This window comes from Flavobacterium sp. 2755, from assembly GCF_031455715.1.
Lineage (GTDB): Bacteria > Bacteroidota > Bacteroidia > Flavobacteriales > Flavobacteriaceae > Flavobacterium.
In genome coordinates, this window is sequence record NZ_JAVDTG010000001.1 from 517,094 (window position 1) to 536,664 (window position 19,571).

13 protein-coding genes and 1 other RNA gene are annotated in these 19,571 nt (G+C 32.5%); 9 read left to right on the forward strand and 5 right to left on the reverse strand.

The features are described from left to right. Positions 1-20: 20 nt before the first annotated feature. Positions 21-1,064 (reverse strand): AMP-binding protein, encoded by a 1,044-nt coding sequence (locus J2Y38_RS02135; protein ID WP_309839144.1) that lies wholly within the window; start codon positions 1,062-1,064, stop codon positions 21-23. A 7-nt stretch (positions 1,065-1,071) separates the two neighbouring features. Further along, positions 1,072-2,025, reverse strand: coding sequence for a CPBP family intramembrane glutamic endopeptidase (locus J2Y38_RS02140; protein WP_309839146.1), 954 nt, complete (start codon positions 2,023-2,025; stop codon positions 1,072-1,074). Positions 2,026-2,140: 115 nt separating this feature from the next. Between J2Y38_RS02140 and arsC the strand changes: the two genes are divergently transcribed. Together arsC and J2Y38_RS02150 are read left to right on the forward strand one after the other, a co-directional pair. Continuing rightward, positions 2,141-2,485, forward strand: a complete 345-nt coding sequence (arsC, locus tag J2Y38_RS02145) for an arsenate reductase (glutaredoxin) (protein WP_309839149.1) — start codon at positions 2,141-2,143, stop codon at positions 2,483-2,485. A 92-nt stretch (positions 2,486-2,577) separates the two neighbouring features. Then, positions 2,578-5,091 (forward strand): TonB-dependent receptor domain-containing protein, encoded by a 2,514-nt coding sequence (locus J2Y38_RS02150; RefSeq protein WP_309839151.1) that lies wholly within the window; start codon positions 2,578-2,580, stop codon positions 5,089-5,091. A gap of 131 nt (positions 5,092-5,222) precedes the next feature. Here J2Y38_RS02150 and J2Y38_RS02155 read toward each other — a convergent pair whose 3' ends face one another. Then, positions 5,223-5,402, reverse strand: a complete 180-nt coding sequence (locus J2Y38_RS02155; RefSeq protein WP_056202312.1) for a hypothetical protein — start codon at positions 5,400-5,402, stop codon at positions 5,223-5,225. A gap of 279 nt (positions 5,403-5,681) precedes the next feature. On the opposite strand from J2Y38_RS02155, the gene fumC reads away from it, so the two are divergent. Then, positions 5,682-7,067 (forward strand): class II fumarate hydratase, encoded by a 1,386-nt coding sequence (gene fumC / locus J2Y38_RS02160; protein ID WP_309839154.1) that lies wholly within the window; start codon positions 5,682-5,684, stop codon positions 7,065-7,067. A gap of 121 nt (positions 7,068-7,188) precedes the next feature. On the opposite strand, the gene J2Y38_RS02165 is transcribed toward fumC, so the two are convergent. After that, positions 7,189-8,391: an NAD(P)-dependent oxidoreductase gene (locus J2Y38_RS02165; RefSeq protein WP_309839156.1), complete on the reverse strand. Its 1,203-nt coding sequence runs from the start codon at positions 8,389-8,391 to the stop codon at positions 7,189-7,191. A 241-nt stretch (positions 8,392-8,632) separates the two neighbouring features. Here J2Y38_RS02165 and J2Y38_RS02170 point away from each other — a divergent pair, with 241 nt between their 5' ends. Together J2Y38_RS02170 and ssrA are read left to right on the forward strand one after the other, a co-directional pair. Further along, positions 8,633-9,835: a serine hydrolase gene (locus J2Y38_RS02170; protein WP_053471814.1), complete on the forward strand. Its 1,203-nt coding sequence runs from the start codon at positions 8,633-8,635 to the stop codon at positions 9,833-9,835. Between the two features lie 67 nt (positions 9,836-9,902). Beyond that, positions 9,903-10,300, forward strand: a transfer-messenger RNA (tmRNA) gene (gene ssrA / locus J2Y38_RS02175). A 346-nt stretch (positions 10,301-10,646) separates the two neighbouring features. Here ssrA and J2Y38_RS02180 read toward each other — a convergent pair. Next, positions 10,647-12,125 carry a recombinase family protein gene (locus tag J2Y38_RS02180; RefSeq protein ID WP_309839159.1) on the reverse strand — a complete coding sequence of 493 codons (1,479 nt, stop codon included), beginning with the start codon at positions 12,123-12,125 and terminating at the stop codon, positions 10,647-10,649. Between the two features lie 396 nt (positions 12,126-12,521). Between J2Y38_RS02180 and J2Y38_RS02185 the strand changes: the two genes are divergently transcribed. The 4 genes from J2Y38_RS02185 (at position 12,522) to J2Y38_RS02200 (ending at position 19,268) form a co-directional block, all read left to right on the forward strand. Next, positions 12,522-14,114: a DUF6119 family protein gene (locus J2Y38_RS02185; protein ID WP_177734021.1), complete on the forward strand. Its 1,593-nt coding sequence runs from the start codon at positions 12,522-12,524 to the stop codon at positions 14,112-14,114. A gap of 222 nt (positions 14,115-14,336) precedes the next feature. Then, positions 14,337-15,932, forward strand: coding sequence for a hypothetical protein (locus J2Y38_RS02190; protein ID WP_309839161.1), 1,596 nt, complete (start codon positions 14,337-14,339; stop codon positions 15,930-15,932). A gap of 520 nt (positions 15,933-16,452) precedes the next feature. Continuing rightward, positions 16,453-18,303, forward strand: a complete 1,851-nt coding sequence (locus J2Y38_RS02195; RefSeq protein WP_309839163.1) for an AAA family ATPase — start codon at positions 16,453-16,455, stop codon at positions 18,301-18,303. A gap of 17 nt (positions 18,304-18,320) precedes the next feature. Further along, complete coding sequence (locus J2Y38_RS02200; RefSeq protein WP_177734015.1) at positions 18,321-19,268, forward strand: hypothetical protein; 948 nt, start codon at positions 18,321-18,323, stop codon at positions 19,266-19,268. Positions 19,269-19,571 lie beyond the last annotated feature (303 nt).

Genomic DNA, 19,571 nt, shown 5'->3' on the forward strand with positions numbered 1-19,571 from the left:
TTATTTTATAAGTCGTTTTCTTATCGTAAACTCGACTTACGTAATAACTTTCCGTTTTCATTTTCCTTAAACTTCGGAACAAAAACAATTTCCTTCGGTTTTTCGAATTTCCCTAAAACATCAAAAAAATCAGCAGAGAAATCATATTTTTCACCTTCAATTACTAAAATTAGTTTTTCACCTAAAACAGTATCAGGAACACCCGTTACAAAAAAACGATTACTAATTCTGCCAATTAACTTGGCTTCAATCTGTTCCGGAATCAGCTTCACTCCTCCGCTATTAATGACATTATCGATTCTTCCTAAAAATACAAACTGATTTTCATTTACTAAATCAACTAAATCATTGGTTACAATTGGCTCTTCAGAAATTGAAGAAACATAAATTACCAGACAACCGCGATCGTCTTTTTCGATTTTTACATTTGGCAGAATTGTAAAAGCGGTTTCTCCTACTCTTTTAGCAGCAATATGCGTTATCGTTTCGGTCATTCCATACGTTTCGTAAATCTCTGTTTTAAAAGGCAAGAGTTTCTCTATAAGGTCGCTGTCTGTTTTCGCTCCGCCAATAATTAACTTTTTTATGTTTGTTAATTTTTCAAGCGAATTCTGAACCTGCAAAGGAACCATAGCAGCAAAATCATATTGTTTATTATTATATGCCAAAGGTTCTGTGCTCGGAACTACAACATCTAATTCTAAACCTAAAATCAAACTACGAACCAACATCATTTTACCTGCAATAAATTGAGTTGGAAGACATAATAAAGCTTTATTTCCTGGCTCTAAACCAAAGAAATCTCCCGTTGCTAATGCAGACTGAATCATGGCTTGTTTTTCTAATCTAACTAACTTAGGAAGTCCAGTAGTTCCCGAAGTTGTCATTTCGATATAATCTTTATGATCAAACCAATCCAGAAAAAACTCTCCAATGGCACGTTCGTAGACATCGCCTTCTTTAATAAAACTATATCCAATACGGCACAAATCTGCGGCGTTTAAACGATAGCCATCAAGTTTAAAATAATTATGTACATTTTTATGTGTTAAGTTGTTTGGCATGATCCTTTTAGTTTAAATTTAAAAATTCTGAAACCTCATTGTTTGATTCATCAATTTTACCCGTTAATTTCTCTTTCCAATTGGTCCACTTGTACTTTTTACTAAAAATAAAAAGCAAAATAGGATAAACGATCACAACTGGTAAAATAACATCTGCGCCTGCAGAAGGATCTGACATATCTTTAAAAATAGAATGCGTTTGAAAAACCGACCAATCTGAAGTTACTAATAAAGCCCCAACAAGATTATTTGCAGCATGAAAGCCGAGAGCCAGCTCCATTCCGTCATCCATTAAAGTAATGACTCCAAGAAACAATCCCGTTCCTATATAATACACCATGATAATATATCCCATCTTGGTCACTTCGGGATTAAGAATGTGCATGGAGCCAAATATCAGCGAGGTCATAACTAGCGGAAACCATCTGTTTTTGGCCAGATTAGCAAAACCCTGCATCAAATATCCTCTAAAAACATATTCTTCTGTACTGGTTTGAATGGGAATTAAAATTGTTCCTATAACCGCTAAAATCAAAAAAGGAACTAATTTAAAATTCCAGACAAATTTTTCCGGAGATTGAAAATAAAGTACCAGAAAACTGATTACCGAAAATAAAGCCCAAAGCAGGAAAGAAAATAAAATCCTGTTCCAATCAACTTTTTTTCGTCCCGTTGTTACCGATAAAAGCGTTTGATGGTGCATATATTTTACAACAAAATATATTCCGGCAAAAGCGAAAACAAACGAAAGCATAACTAAAAATAAGGTAAGATTGGGCTGAAACATTTTCAAAGCCGAATCATTGTCTGTTGGAAAAACGGCATGTTCTTTAAAACTTTTATAAAGTACCGCAATAGAAAAAGGAATTTGACCGACAAATGAAGCTGTGATAATAAAAACAGATCCTAAAAGATATTTCCAAAAATGATTTTCAGGTTTAACTCCTTGCTCTAAAAACATATATTTAAAATTTTTGAAATGAGAATTCGATTTAAATAGGAAATCCTATTTTTGTTGTACTAAATAACGACTGTTTTTAACAGATCTTATTCTAGCAGACTTTAAATATAAGAAAATGATACAAATTTACCATAACCCGCGCTGTGGAAAATCGAGAAGCTGTTTGGCTTTTATTGAAGATACCAAACAAGAATATGAAATAATTCCTTATTTAACGGATACTCCCAGTTTTGAGGACCTAAAAAAACTTCTTAAAGAATTAAATATTCAGCCTAATGAATTGGTTAGAACCAAAGAAAAAATCTGGATCGAAAATTACAAAGGAAAAGATTTGAACGATGAGCAAACTATTCAGGCAATGGTAGATAATCCAATTTTAATAGAAAGACCAATTGTTGTAAAAGACGGAAAAGCTATTATTGGAAGGGATTTAGATAAAGTTGCTTCTTTTTTAGATTGATTATAAAATGATCAATTAACATTTTTTTGTGATCTTGCTTTTTAAACCAAAAGGTACATTTGCTGTCTAAGAAGAAAAGAAACCAAAAAAAAATGAAACAAATCAATTTTGTTGTAATGCTAGTGATGCTTTTTACAGGCTTTTACAACTATGCGCAACAAGGACCACCTGCAAGAAATAAGGTTAAAGTTACCGGAAAAGTTTTCGAAAAAGTAAGCAAGCAGCCGCTTGAATATGCTACTATTTCGATCATGGCCCCAAATGACACAAAAGTTATTGCCGGAGGAATTACCAACCCTAAAGGTGAATTTGAAGTAGCTGTAGCTCCGGGAACTTACGATATAAAAGTAGAATTCATTTCGTTTAAATCGACTGAAATTAAACAAAAAAATATTCAGGAAGATACCAATTTAGGGGTAGTAAATTTATCTGAAGATGCTGCACAATTAAACGAAGTTGTGGTTCGTGCCGAAAAATCATCAGTTGAAATTAAACTGGATAAAAAAGTTTACAATGTTGGTCAGGACATGATGGTAAAAGGCGGAACAGTAAGTGATGTTTTAGACAATGTACCATCTGTTTCTGTTGATACCGAAGGAAATGTAAGTTTAAGAGGAAGTGACAATATCCGAATTTTAATCGATGGAAGACCTTCAAACGCGATAAATGTTGCCGAAGCTTTGCGTCAGCTTCCGGCAGATGCCATTGATAAAGTAGAAGTTATTACCAATCCATCAGCACGTTATGACGCCGAAGGTGGATCAGGAATCATCAATATCATTCTAAAAAAAGGAAAAAATCAAGGTTTAAACGGAACTTTTATTGCTTCGACAGGACTTCCTGAAACGTACGGTTTAAGCGGAAATTTAAATTATAAAACAGAGAAATTAAACTATTTCACTACTCTTGGTTACAACCGCAGAACAAGCGAAGGTGCAGGTTTAACTAATACATCTTATTTAAATGCTGATGGAACTCCAAAAGGATATCTGGACGAAGATCGTGATACTAAAAGAACTTCTGACGGATTTAACGGAAGGGCTGGTATAGAATGGACCGTTGCTCCAAACACATTCTGGACAAATGCCATTAACTATCAAAAAAGTTCTGGTGACACAAGAGACTTCATCACCTACAGTAATTTTGATGCAGCACATGATTTTACAGGTAATTCATACCGATTAAATGATGGTGTTACCGGAAGTGAAAGCGTAGAATATACTTCAAACTTAATCAAAAACTTCAACGATAAAGGACATAAACTTACCGCCGATTTATCGATTTCAAGAAATACAGACGATAGTAATAGTTCCATTACAGCATCACCAAATTTCAATAATACATTGAACGATCAGGTTCAAAAACAAGTACAATTACAAGCAGATTACGTATTACCGTTAGGCAAAGGAAGCCAGTTTGAAGCCGGATATAAAGGAAGTTTTGGCGACTTGAACAACGAATATGTAATAACTGACATTGATGGTAACCCAGATCCAAAATTATCAAACACTTTAGAATACAAGGAAAACATAAACGCAATTTACACGCAATATGGTTTCAAAGCCAATAAGTTCTCTTATTTATTTGGATTGCGTTGGGAAGACACTAACATTCAGGTAAACCTATTAGACAGTAACGATTTCAACACTAAAAAATACAACAACCTGTTTCCAAGTGCTTTTATTAGTTACGAAATTTCAGATCAAAGCAACTTCACAGCAAGTTACAGTAAGCGTTTATCAAGACCTAGAGGACGTTTCATGAATCCTGCGACAAATTACTCTAGTAATGTTAATATTTTTAGAGGAAATCCGGACTTAGATCCATCTTTAACAGACAAATACGACATTGGATACATCAAACGCTGGGAAAAATTAACCTTTAATACTTCGGCATATTTCGAAAACACAAAAGACGTTTTCAGTTTTGTGAGAACTCCTACAGGTGACGTTGTAACTCCCGATGGTGATGTTGTAACTCCTACGCCGGATAATCCAGTTGATGGAATTCCGGTTATTTTAAGCCGTCCAATTAACTTAGGAAGAGAGCAAAAATTTGGTTTTGAGTTCACTCTTAATTATACACCATTCAAAGTATGGAGAATCAACAGTAACTTCAACTTTTACAATGTAAAAACTATTGGAGAAAATACTTATACAGATACAAAAGGAAATATAGTTGTACAAGATCTGGATAATCAAGCTAATACATGGTTTGCCAGAATCAACTCAAAATTAACTTTACCATACAAAATAGACTGGCAGTTAAGTGCTGTATACAATGGCGAACAAAAAACGGCTCAGGGTAAAAACTTAGGTCAGTTTGGTATGAATACAGCATTTAGTAAAGACATCTTAAAAGACAAAGCAACAATTGCATTCAATATTAGCGATATTTTCAACTCACGTATCATGAGATCCGACACCTATCTTCAAAATGATGTTACTCTTGAAAGTCAAAAATCGTACAGCGAAATGCAGTTCCGTAAACGTCAATTCAATTTATCATTTACGTATCGTTTCAACAAACCAAAAAGTGATAGAGACCGAAACGCACAGCCTAAAAATGATGGCGGCGGTGATGGCGGAGGAGACTTCCCTGGATAATATAAGTTAAATTCCAATACTAAAAAATCCCAAATTCCAATTGATTGACTCTCATTGGAATTTGGGATTTTATTTTTGAAATTTAATAAAAAAAAGGACTCGTTTTCACGGGTCCTTTTTTATGAAATCAATTAATATTTAACTGATTGTTCTTCTTGTCTTTTTTTAGCTCTCTTTTCTTTGAACATTTCCCAGCTAGCTCCCGTAACCCAATAAGATACGAAACCAACCAAGAAAAACATTAACCAAAACCCTATAGTTAGTATGGTTAAGAAAAGTAAAAAGCCTAAGTACTGTGAAAATTCAAACATGTTTTCCGGAATTTTTGAATGTTACCACAAATGTAGGCTATATATTTTTCCTCAGCAATAAAATCTAAATCAATTTTCGTGAAATAACATTTATCCGTATATTTATACTCATTTTAAATAAGCTTATTTTTTGATAAATTATTCAACTATCTAAATTAGAAGAACATGAGTATTTTCAGGAGCTTCAATTAGTTTTCAGTCACGGTTTTCAGTCACGGTTTTCAGTCTCAGTTAAAATCGTGTAACAAATAAATAAACAACAAACAATCCATATACAAAATGAAATACAGAATAGAAAAAGACACCATGGGCGAAGTTCAAGTCCCTGCCGATAAGTATTGGGGTGCACAAACAGAACGTTCCAGAAATAATTTCAAAATTGGAAACTCCGCTTCGATGCCACAGGAAATCATCGAAGGATTTGCTTATCTAAAAAAAGCGGCTGCTTATGCCAACTTCGACCTAGGAGTTTTACCAATAGAAAAAAGAGATGCAATCGCTGCCGTTTGTGACGAAATTCTGGAAGGAAAACTAGACGATCAATTTCCATTAGTGATTTGGCAGACAGGTTCAGGAACACAAAGTAACATGAACGTAAACGAAGTAATTGCCAACCGCGCGCAAGTTTTGAAAGGTTTTGAAATTGGCGAAGGCGAACAATTTATAAAAGCAAATGATGATGTAAATAAATCACAATCATCAAATGATACTTTCCCAACCGGAATGTACATCGCTGCTTACAAAATGGTGGTTGAAACCACAATTCCCGGAGTTGAAAAACTACACGCTACTTTGGTAAAAAAAGCAAATGAATTTAAAGATGTTGTAAAAATTGGCCGTACGCACTTAATGGACGCAACTCCTTTAACGCTTGGACAGGAAATTTCAGGGTATGCAGCGCAGCTAGCTTTTGGATTAAAAGCCCTTAAAAACACTTTAGCACATTTATCTGAAATCGCTTTAGGAGGAACCGCAGTTGGAACGGGATTGAATACTCCAAAAGGTTACGATGTAAAAGTAGCCGAATATATCGCTCAGTTTACCAAACATCCTTTTATTACTGCCGAAAACAAATTTGAAGCTTTGGCTGCACACGACGCTATTGTGGAAACGCACGGTGCTTTAAAACAATTGGCTGTTTCCTTAAACAAAATTGCGAATGACGTTAGAATGTTAGCTTCTGGCCCACGCTCAGGAATTGGAGAAATTCATATTCCGGAAAATGAACCAGGATCTTCTATTATGCCCGGAAAAGTAAATCCAACGCAATGCGAAGCCCTAACAATGGTTTGCGCTCAGGTTATCGGAAACGATATGGCAATCGCAGTTGGTGGAATGCAGGGAAATTATGAATTGAATGTTTTTAAACCGGTTATGGCTGCAAACTTTCTTCAATCGGCACGTTTACTTGGAGACGCTTGTGTTTCATTCGACGAACATTGCGCACAAGGAATTGAACCGAATCATAAACGTATTAAAGAATTAGTAGATAATTCTCTAATGCTTGTAACTGCTTTAAATACAAAAATTGGTTATTACAAAGCGGCAGAAATTGCTCAAACCGCTCACAAAAATGGAACGACGCTAAAAGAAGAAGCGGTTCGTTTAGGCTACGTTTCTCCCGAAGATTTTGATGCCTGGGTAAAACCCGAAGAAATGGTTTAGTTTAATGGTGAATTGTTAATGGTTAATTATAAATTATTTGACCATCATAATAAAAAAAGAGCTTTCTAAATTTAGAAAGCTCTTTTTAATTAATTAACAATTTATAATTAACAATTCACAATTATTTACCGTCTACATAATCTTGTAAATAGCTGAATCTTTCTGTAAGTTTTCCGTTTTCAGTGATTTTGGCGCGTTTTAAAATTCCGTCTTTGTCTCCATTGAAAAAAGCCGGAATTACATGTTCCATAAATTGTTCTCCAAATCCTTCGCTGGCATCTTTTGGGATTTCGCACGGAAGATTATCAACTGCCATAACCACAACTGCTGCCGGATGAAAAACATCTACTTCTTTATCTTCTAAAGGGAAATAACCATAAATAGGTTCTGCAATTGTCGAAGAACGAAGTGTACTTGCAATTGGCCCGTTTACATCGCATGAAATATCTGCCACCACTTTTAATTTGCAGTCACTTGCGTTTAACATTTCTCTGGTCAAAATCATTGGAGCATTACTTGCATAAAAATGACCTGCAAAATAGATATCAGAAACTTTCGTGAATTTTTCAAAATCTGAAGTATAAGCTTCCGGGTTTTCAACAAAATCATTAAAATCTAAAACCTGACCGTCAATACGTTTGTTATATTCTAAAACATCTAACTGAACATAAACTGCCTGCGCATATTTTTTAGTCAGATAATTATCTACCGTGATTTCTTTTATTTTAATAGCATCCAAAATTTCTTTAGCTCCGCTCCCAACCTTTCCAGTTCCAGTAATGACAAATTTTAAAGCCGGCATTGTAATGCGTTTTAAATGCATAATCAAGGCTTCTTTTCCGGAAAGAGTTTCTGCTTTTGGAAGTTTAAATAATTCAAATTTAATTCCGAAGGCACGGATTCCGTTATATACACCAACCATTCCGGCATATTTGCCAAAACCAATTAATCGACGATCCATCGAATCAACAATAGTTTCATGGTCGTATAAATCAATATTTTTTTCTAAAATCGCCTGAAGTAATTTCCTGTTATGCGGCTGTTTTTTTATCGTATGAGAAAAAAAGAAATATGCTTTGTTTGGAATTAAATTGTCAACAGGAACTTCTTTTACACCAAAAAGAACATCGCAATCCGAAACATCTTCTGTAACGGTTATTCCCATATTTTTATATTCTGCATCAGAAAAAACTCTAATATCTGAACTTTCTACTTCAACAGAAGCGTCATGATAAACTTGTTTTAGTTTTGTCAGCTCATTTGGAGAAAAAACAACTCTTCTGTCTGGTGGGTTTTTTCTTTCTTTTATGATTCCAAATTTCATTTAAATAAATTTAAAGCATTTAATAATATAACTTTTTACATCGTATTTGTTTCAAATATAACAAATATAGTTAAATTTTTGTTTCTAATTTACTATTTAGAATGTTTAAAAACCGTTAGTAGCTGAAAAACAAAGAAATAAAAAAAACAGTTCTTAAAATTATGTTAAAAAGACGTTTTTAAACCATCAAAAACTGAGAATACAACAAAATTGAATTCGATATATTTGTTTTTAAAGAACGATGCAAATGATTTTCCTTAAAAAAACAAAGATACCACAAATACTTTTCTCAGTATTAGTTTTAAGCTCTTGTGGTAATGACAATAAAACAAAAACAGCTACTACTCCTACAGTCGAAGATACATTACCTAAAATGAAGCCGTTAGGTCCTGAAAAGAAAATTTCTCAGGCCTATAAAAATTCGGTAATTGGCAGAATAAATCATTTTTATTATAAAAACTGGCCCAACAACAGCATGAACGGAAGCTTTTTAGTTGCCCGAAATGGTCAGATTATTTATGAAAAATACAATGGTTTTGCCAATAAAAATGAAGGAACTAAAATAACTGCCGAAACGCCTGTGCAAATTGCTTCTGTAAGCAAAGTATTAACGGCAACAGCCATTTTAAAATTGGTGAATGCAGGTAAAATAGATTTAGACCAAAAAGTAAATACAATTTTAAAAACGTTCCCATACGAAGACTGCACGATTAGAATGCTTTTAAGCCATCGCACCGGAATGCGTAATTATGCTTATTTTACAGATCACGATAAATCGGTTTGGGACAGACATAATCAATTGACAAATAAAGATATTTTAAATCTTTTAGCGACTAAAGATATTGGTTTAGAATCTAAAACCGGAACCCGTTTCAGCTATTGCAATACCAATTATGCAATGCTGGCACTTATCATTGAAAAAATTACCGGCTTGAAATATAAAGAAGCAATGTCTCAGATGATTTTCAAACCTTTAGGCATGACGCATACATATGTTTTTGATGATGACAAAGACAGAAAAACAATTGTTCCATCCTACAAAGGAAATGGTGTAGAAATTGGTTTTGATTATCTGGACAATGTTTACGGAGATAAAAATGTCTTTTCGACAGTAAGAGATCTTTTAAAATTTGACCGCGCCAGACAATCACCTGATTTCTTGAAACCTGAATTACTAAAACAAGTTTATACGGGTTACAGCAACGAGCGTAAAGGAACTAAAAATTACGGTCTAGGAATTAGAATGATTAATTGGGAAACGGGTCAAAACTATTATTTCCATAATGGCTGGTGGCATGGCAATACCTCATCTTACATTACTTTAATGAAAGAGAACGTTACCATAATTGCGTTGTCTAACAAAATGACAAGAAACACTTACGCTGTCCGCAAATTAGCTCCAATTTTTGGAGATTATCCTTTTAATTTTAAAGACGAAGAATAACAAAATTTTTCTGAAATTTTTAGTAGAAAGTAATTTCAAATACTCTAAATTTGCAGACTTAAATTTTGGGGTCGACTGGTTTTGACAGCAAGTCGAATTGAACAGTAAGCACGTCGAGCATTGAGACCTTGCTCGTAAATATAAGATCTCGAACTTTTACACGGCGAAAATAATTACGCTTTAGCTGCATAATCCGAATCATAGTAAGATTGCGCCACGTCTCTACAAGGTAGAGAAGCTGGATTCTCCTGGAAAGCCTTGGTTTGTGGCGTTCCGTCAAGGGGAACCGTAAAAATAAACCTAGAAATCCATGAGCTTCGGGTGGGTTTCGAAAATTAAGAAGATAAGTGTTCGGTGGCTGTTTCTGGCCTAGCTTAACATCGAAAATCTAATCAGGAAATAAGCGTGTAGAAAGCTCTTTAGTTGCTTGTTTGGACCCGGGTTCGATTCCCGGCGACTCCACTTAAGGAGACAACTAGTTAATAGTTGTCTCTTTTTTTATAGCCAAAAGTCCCCATTTATCTAGCTTTACAGCCAGATATTTTAGGTTCGATTTTTTCACGAGGAATCCTTAGTCTGTTTAAGATAAACAGTCTTGAAGCAATTTTATTAGAGATATAATCGGGGCTGAATAGTGGTTCGAAGTCCCGTTAAGGATTTAGTATTTTCTTCTCTTTGGGTTTATGGTAGTTTTTTGACACTAAATATAACAATTCCAATATAATTTTGGCTTCATCTTCGTTTATCTGAATGCCGCTCTTAGAAAGAATGGCAATTGCTTTTTCTACTGAAACATTCTTCTCAATAAAGTTCATCTTTTTTCAGTTTTTCGGTTATCTTTTTTTGATAGTATTTTTAAAAATGCTTGATTCAAATCTAAAGATAGATCTCCAGTTTTATAATCAACATTAGTCGGTGGAATAAGATTTACAAGATGTCTTTTATCTGAGACCTCAAATTCAGAAAATCTTTGAAAGATTGCGACTAACGCTTTCTCTTCTATTTGACTTTTCTTATCAATAGCTTTTAATTTAATTAAAATATCACGTACTTCCTTTTTAAGATTTTTCGTGTTGACTTGATTCTCTTTTTTTAATTCGTTGTAGTCATCGAGTTTTAATATTCCGGAAATAAATAATTTTCTGCCTTGAGAAAGTGTTAAACTCTCGTCAATTATTTTTCTCACTAATACTTTCTTCGCATATAAATAACTTGCTTTCTGTGTCTTTATATTCTGGTCTTCCAAAATATTTTTAAATAATTCAATTGTATTATTTGAGAGCATTAACTGTTGAAGCTTCTTTTGATAGCAATCATTAAGAAAAATTGCATTTATCCTTGTTCTGCAGCGATTGCGACAATGGTAGTATGGATATTTTTTTAATCTCCCCGCTGAAAAACTTCCGAGAAGTTTTCGATCACAAACTGGACAGATAATAAACCCCTTAAGAAAAAACATTGATTGCAAATCATAATTTTTAGAAGTGGTTTTTCTTTTTGGATTAATAACAGACTGGACCTGATTAAATAAAGCCTCAGATATCAATGGTTCATGTAATCCTTTTATCACTTGCTCTTCACCAGAGTCAAGCTTGACTGGTATAAGCCCGCAATAAACTGAATTATGCAAAATCCTGAAAAAGTGTGATCTTGAACATACCAATCCTTTATCTTTAGCTATTTTCATGATTTCAGATATTTTATGATCGTTTTTGGCAACCTGACAAAAAATCCATTTTATAATTTCGGCTTCAGGCTCTTTAGGAGCGATACCTTTTTTGCCGTCCATTGATGTCAAATTGATAAATCCTAAAGGTGCCTTACTAGGATATCTTCCCATCAGCTTTGCTCGACGAATACCGTTCGAAGTATTTTGCGCTCTCCTTGCATTTTCTGCTTCTGGAACAGCTAAATATACAGCCAGCATAACTGTGCTTTCCGGCACAGAGAAATCAATTGGCTGATCAATAGCTTTTGCAATTGTTTTATATTTCCGAAGTTTTCCAATCATTTCGTAAGCGTATTCAATATTACGGCTGAATCTATCCCATTTGATAAATAGAATATTTTTATCTTCTCCTGATGATTTCTTTTTAATTTCTGAAAATAATCGGTTCCATTCCGGTCTATTGAAATTCTTTGCAGAGTAATCTTCGCGATAAATTCCTTTGACTTCGATATCATAATGTTTACAATATTTTAATAGCCTGTCCTCCTGCTCTGGCAGGGAGTAACCTTTTCTCTTTTGCTCGTCCGTACTTACACGAACGTATAAATAGGCTGACTTCATATTACTTAATGTATTTGATTGATTTATTTACTACTGAATACTCTTAAGCACATGAAACACTTAATTGAAAAAATATTCCATGTGTTATCAAGTACAACGTAACAAAGAGTAAAAGATTTGAATATAATTGCCTTAAGTAAACATCAAATTCTTTCTTAACTTGTATCACTACTATTCTTCCAGAGTTCTTTAATAATTAACGACTTATCGTAATTCAAAATAAAAACTTCAACTTAGAGTAAACAGGTATTTTTACTCGATGTATAGTATAATTTAATCGATATTTTTGAAACAAGACTTTAAATTGTCATTATGGATTTCCGTAATGAAATAGTAAATTAAATACCAATATTTGATGCAATTATTACCAGTCTAATAAAATAATCTAAATTCAAAATGGCAAAAAGTAGAGGTTTCTCAATTTATCTATTAAAAGATACATTTACTCCAGAAAATGCGTTGAAAGATGGTCACAATCTACAGTTATTAGAGGAAGAGAATACAAATCTCCCTGATAATTCCATCATGTATTTATCTGATACTCCAGGAAGTCCTCCATGGTGGAAAAATTACTGGGGAATACATAAAAACTTATATCAAATGCAAAAAGGAAGTCTAATCTTTCTTCCTGTTGATAATAGTTGGATAGTACTGACATTTGGCATTACTTATCATCAACTAAAAGATAATAGTTATCATTATGATTTTGGATTAAAAACAACATTAAACGCACTGGATCCAGAAAAAATTAAATCTACTGATATATTACAACCCGAGAATGCAAAAAGGCAAAGAGTACAAAGTCCTACAGAATCGAGTCTAAACTTTTTTGATATTAGACATGATGAAAACATAATAAAAAAATTAACTGGTGCTGTAAAATCAGAATACATTGACTTATTTAGAAATGTTACTGGTGCAAGTAGCCTAAGAATTTCTTCAAATTTACCAGCAGATGAGATCACAAATTTATGTAGAGAGATAATTGAAATATATAACAAAACCGATTTTATTCAATCTTTTCCAGATATTCAAAATATAGTTCCAGTTAGAGATCCAGACAAAATCAGAGAACTTAACCAAAACTTATTATTAGCTTTTGAAAGTGCGCCGGTAGAGTTAGTACTATCAATTCCAGAAATCATGGATTATTCAACATCTTTTAAAATTAAATTCAATGGTGCAGGCAGAACAAATTTTGAATATTATGATGTATATATAGCCGACTATAGAGCATATTTGGAAGAAAGGAATATAACTCAAATTAATGATGTTAATGTCTTTTTTAATCATCACATGGCAATTATAGATGAAAATGGCAATCAAATAAAACAATTTAGTATATATAAATGTTTTTTATATGATTGTGAAATCAACGGCCTAACTTATCATTTAACTGAGGGAGAATGGTATTTAATTGATAAAGAATATATCACAAAATTAGAAAATGCACTTAATCCTCACTTTATAAATTCACACACATTCTTACATCCCTGCGATTCTCAAAGGGAAGATGAGTATAATGAATCCGTAAAAAGTACTAATGCAAATGTAATCTGTTTAGACAAAAAAAACATTTCGGTTAATGGACAAACCCAAATAGAACCATGCGATTTAATCACTATCCTTGAAAATAAAGTAAACCTAATTCACATAAAAATTTCAACACGTTCTGCAAGTCTCAGCCATTTGTTCAACCAAGGAGTAAATTCAATTGAATTGCTTAGAATGGAAGAAGAATCAAAAGAAAAATTAAAAACACTTGTTAACAATAACAGTTTTAATAATTTAATAGACAAAGGTGAATTCAGTGTGACTTATGGAATTATCACTAAGAAAGATGCCACAGGCAAATCAAGTAAGTTACCTATATTTTCAAGAATTAGTTTACTTAGAGCAGTAAATACATTAAGAATGTTAAACATTCCTTGTTCAATCTATTTTATTTATGACAATGTCGATCGCAAAAAAAATAATTTTTATTTATAATATTATATATTTTTCTTACATCGAATAATTTGAAATTATTTCACAAATGTTAGTTTCTATTTCAATCAAAATCAGGTGTAATTACTTGTCTTGTTGCTTAAAATAAAGACGATTTTTGCATTATTTAGGAAATACAAAAAAATAAGTTTTATTAGATTTCATCATAAATTAACAAAACGCATATTATAAATCAAACAGATAACCAATAATTAAGATTGTGAAATGTCTAAAGTTAATCCAAAAGAAGAAAATGAATATGCCAAAAACATCAAAGATGAAGTTGTTTATATTGGTGATGCAATAAGCGGAAGAAAAGGTTATTGGTGCTTAGGATGTAATGAAGAAATGGATGCCGTAAAGAAAAAAAACATCTATCATAAATCTTATTTTAGACACTCGGCCAAAGGAGTTGACAATGAAAGAAAATGTACTTTTAGCAACCAAGAATACAGACATAAACTTGCAATAGAAATACTTCAGTTTACAAAACGTATAAAAGTTCCTAATCTTTACTCCTATTCCCCTGACGGAAAGAAAGCTGTTCTTTTGGAAGAAGCACAATTTATTGAAGCTCATCACGTAAGAGCTGAACTGACCTTTTATGAAGATGATGAAGGCAAGATAGTTCACGGGAAAAATCCAGATATAGAAAATAAAAATCTTTTGATACGACCTGACTTAACTTTCTTTAATTCTAAGGATGAGCCTATCCTACTAGTTGAGATTGTAGTTTCTCATAAATTAGATGATGAAAAAAAGGTTAAACTGAAAAGACTAGGAATAGACACAATTCAAATTATTATTCCTAAAGATTCAGAAGAAAATATTGCTAAAAGCTTACTAACATCAATTAATACTAAATGGGTTTATAATTATGTCCAAGAACGCACTGACTACATTCAAGTTTCCAAAGGAGATAGAGAGGAATTATCATCAATTGATGAACTCCAAAGAAAGTTTTTTGGAGAATCTGTCGTCTGCAGAACAAACCAAATTAGCAATCTTATACGGTCAATTAAAAACAGTTTGGGAACTCAACTATACAGAAGAATTGAACAACAATTTGAATCTGAATTATCAAGAGTTAAGACAAACACAAAAAGAAATAGAGAAAGACTGGACGAGCTGGAAAGAGAATTTGAGAACGAAGTATATTCAAGCACTAGACACGAAGAAGACGAAGTTGAACAGGGATTCAGAGACCTTGAACAACAACAAATTGCATTTGAGGAAAACTACTCAGATTTGGAAAGAAGATATATTAAGCGCAGAGAAGAGATTACAGCAGAAGAAACAAACACTGAGCGGGAAATTAAGTTCAGATACCGAGTTGGAGAATCTGAAGAGGACATTAGAAAAGAATTTGGACTCGAAGAAACTAGAATTGACAACGAGCAAAGTAAAATTAGAAGAGAAGAAAGATACATTGAAGTCAATTTTCGAGAAGAATCAAGATTTGCGCTCTCTTTTGAAAGAGAAAACAGAAAGATTGAACGAGAATTTGAGGAACTTGAAAAAAGAGAACGAGAAGACTTTGAAAAACTTAGAAAAGGACTTCAATCAAAAGATGGAGAGTATAGAGAACTCAAAGCCGAAGTGGAGAATGGACTACGAAGCGAATTTGAAAGGGAATACGAACAAATTGTTGACAGAGTTAACCAAAGAGATATACAGTCAAACGACGAATTGTCCGAAAGAATTAAAAGCATACTTGAAATACGGGGATTACTTGACAATTACGAAAATGAAATATCTACCATCGGACAATATCAAAAATACCTTGAATTTGTTAAAACAGGAGCTTGGAAAGAATGGTAAATCCTTTGAATGGTTTTTAGAAAACTACAATTTAAACATCAAAGAATAGTTGTTGCGCTCTAAAAAGTGTTATTCTTTACGCTGTGCAATTATCTCTGGCTTTGTATTATTTAAAACAAGTATAATTGAAAAACAGAGACTTCATAAAGTCTCTGACTTTAAAAACTAGTCTTCTTAAAATATTGTAATGAATGTAAAGAAAGCGAGAGAATAAAAAGAACTAACCATCAAAATTCGAGAGACTTCTATCAGGTTAATAATTTCTAAGAAAAAAATGCAGGAAGTCAGAGATATTTAGATAGCTTTTCATGAGATCACTTCGTAAAACGTGGACATAATTCTCTTTACTGCCTTTATTGTTTCCTTATTATAAAAAACATAAGAAAAACTGATAGGAAAATCAATATTTGATTATAAAAAAAAATTGAAAATTAGAGGTTTAACTGATATTAACCCAGTTCAATTCTCAGCACACACTTTAGAAGATTTTAGACTGTAAATAAATTTAAAAAATAAAAAAATGAGACTACTAGCCATGTGGGTTGAAGATTTTCTGAAAATCAAAAATCAAAGCTTTAATTTTGGAGGACAATATACTTATTCTTTTGATTTTAATGAGGAGAGCAGAGAATTAACAATAAGCAACCAGCAAACGCCAGATTACTACAACCTATTGACAGGCTCCAATATAGTAAATATTTCAGGAATAATAGGTATTAACGGCTCTGGAAAAAGTTCATTGTTAAATTTAATAAACGTAATTTCTGCCGGTAAACCACTAATAAATAATGTCGTAGTTATAATCGAAAATGACGGCGTAATTGAAATTACCTGTTATGTAAGCACATTCCCATTATATGGAAAAAAAAACACAATAAAAATGGTGCTTCTTGAAGGTGGAAGTTTTACACACGGTATAGAAGTGAATACGTTCAAAAACAAAAATCCATTCAAGGAACTTGATCTGATTTTTTACTCAAATCTAACTTCTAATCGAAATGTAAATTACCTTGGGCTGGACAATCCTATGAACCGATCAGTTGATTATCAGCTAAGACAATCCCTTACTCCGGAAAAAGTTGTTGGTTATCTAGCTGATTACAATACTAAAAAAGAAGCCAATTCAGCCTATTTACTTCTGGAAGAAAGCTTTAATCTACAGTCTATTTATCAAAATGACCGAGAAGAAAGAATGATTAACTTTCTCTCGGACAACATAGAAAATAAATTTTCAATTATTGGTGATATTCGTTTTTCAGAGACAATATCAGTTTGGTTTAATGAAAATATTTTTTCACAGATTCAAAAAATGACTGAAGGAGAATCTTCATTATTTGAAACACTTGAGAAAATTTATAGCCATTGCTATAAATTATTAAACACAGAATCTAACACTAAAAATAAATTCAAATATACAATTATATATAAATATTTCTTTTTTGCCCTTTACAATGATTTCTTTAAACAGACAGGCATACTTGACTATGCGGTTCATTTAAAAAGTTACCTTAAATCACTTCCATTAGATCAAAATATTTTCAAATCACTTAGTGAGTATTTATCACGTTACAAAGCTTACAAGGAAGGAGTTGAATTAGATAAAATTAGTACTTTACTTAATAATTTAGATTCATTATTAGAAAATATTGAAATAGCAGAATCTGCTCAATTCTTTTCAAATGGTTATTTTGATTTATCAATAAATAAACATTTATGGGATTTTTTAAAAGAAATTCTTTCTATAACCGATTTTAATGCAGAGCCTTTAATGCAATACAACATAACGCCTTTCAGTTCAGGAGAAGAAGCAATTTTGTATCAGTTATCTGAATTTCACGAAGCTTTAAAAAATTCCACTAATGAATATGTAATTGTCAGCATTGATGAGGGAGAACTCTACTTACATCCTGAGTGGCAGCGAAAATATATTAATACACTTTATCAATTTTTCGAACACCACAGCAGGAGCTACAATAAGAAATTTCAAATCATTATTACATCCCACTCCCCATTTATTATCTCAGATATTCCCAAACAAAATTTAATATTCTTAAAAAAGGATAGTTTGGGCAACTGTAAAGTATCCCAATCAGAGGGTCATTTACCAACACTGGGCGGAAATATTTTCGAGCTGTTTAGCGACGGCTTTTTTCTGAAGGAGTTTATTAGTGAATATGCATTTGAAAAAATCAATCAAGCCATAAAATTTCTTAATGGGGAGCAATCCGAATTTAAAGAACTTGCTGAAGTTGAAAATTTTAACAAACTAGTTGGAGAAGCACTCATTCGTGATGAAATTCAGAAAATGATTGATTTCAGCAAAATGAAGAACTTTGATCAATATTTTGAGCAAATTAAACCTAAAGACTAAAATAAATTTTAAGAAAAATGATCAGTGTACACTATTCAAATTATAAATCATTTTCAGAAACCCACTGTGAATCAATTCTGGAATACTGCAATACAAGGGCTAGAGCCTACTCAAAGTCAAAAATAGATGCTAAAATTAAATTATATTTCGGACCACTCATAAAGGATTTTGAAGAATTACTCACTGCCCCCCCTCTTAAACTTGAAAAAATCAAATTATACTTCGACAGTCTTTCTGCTACAAAACGTGAAGATATTCAAAAAAATTTCAAACTTATCGGACTGTATAATCATTTTATTAAGCACGGTTTTGACAACGCTCAAAAACAAATCACATATGGCTCGGAATATCTGGCTGATAATCTTGACATTTTTTCATGCCCGTATTGTAATGAAAACTTCACATATTCATTTAGATATAAAGCAGGTGTAAATCCAGTACGAAGAACATTTGACTGGGATCATATTTATTCCAAAACTGATTATCCTTTCCTTTCAATTTCATTTTTTAATCTAACCCCTTGCTGTAAGGTCTGCAACTTTATTAAGTCAAGCCAGAATGTTAATTTTTTTAATCCTCACCTTAACGTTAATGTCAACGATTCATATTTCTTTCTGCTCAATCCGACCGGAGCAGGTTTTATTACAGACACAAGCCAACTGAACTTAAACCTGGTTTTGATTAAAGGTAAATATATACAAGAATTTAAAGATTCGATTACAACTATTGGTCTTCTTGACCGCTATCGATTACATAAAGAAGTTATTAAAGATATACTCAATAAGCAGAGAATGTATCCGCTGAGTTATCTCACAGCAGTCCAAAATCAGTTGTCTCCTGTTCTCACCCCCAAACATAGCCAGTTAAGAGCGGTTCTTTACGGAACAAATTTCAGCCATAACAGTTTCTACAAAAGACCTTTTTCAAAATTAACATTCGATATCCTAAACAATAGTAATTATTAATTTAAATTTTACAAATTCACTGGCTTTGAGAAAGCATCTTACAAATATTCATTTTGGAAGGCAGTATAATCCGTTTTACAATCTTTAATCCATTACAAATACTTAACAATATAACCTATTAATAAACAACAACTTAAACATATTTACACAACCCTTTTTTAATAAAAAAAATATAGGTGTTGCAAAGGCTCTTTCTCCGAAACTAATTCTAGTCAAAAATTAGATAGAAAAGAACTGTAGAGTTTATGACATGATTGTGGAAAATTTAAAAGGTAATCCACTATTATATAACCCATTGCTTAC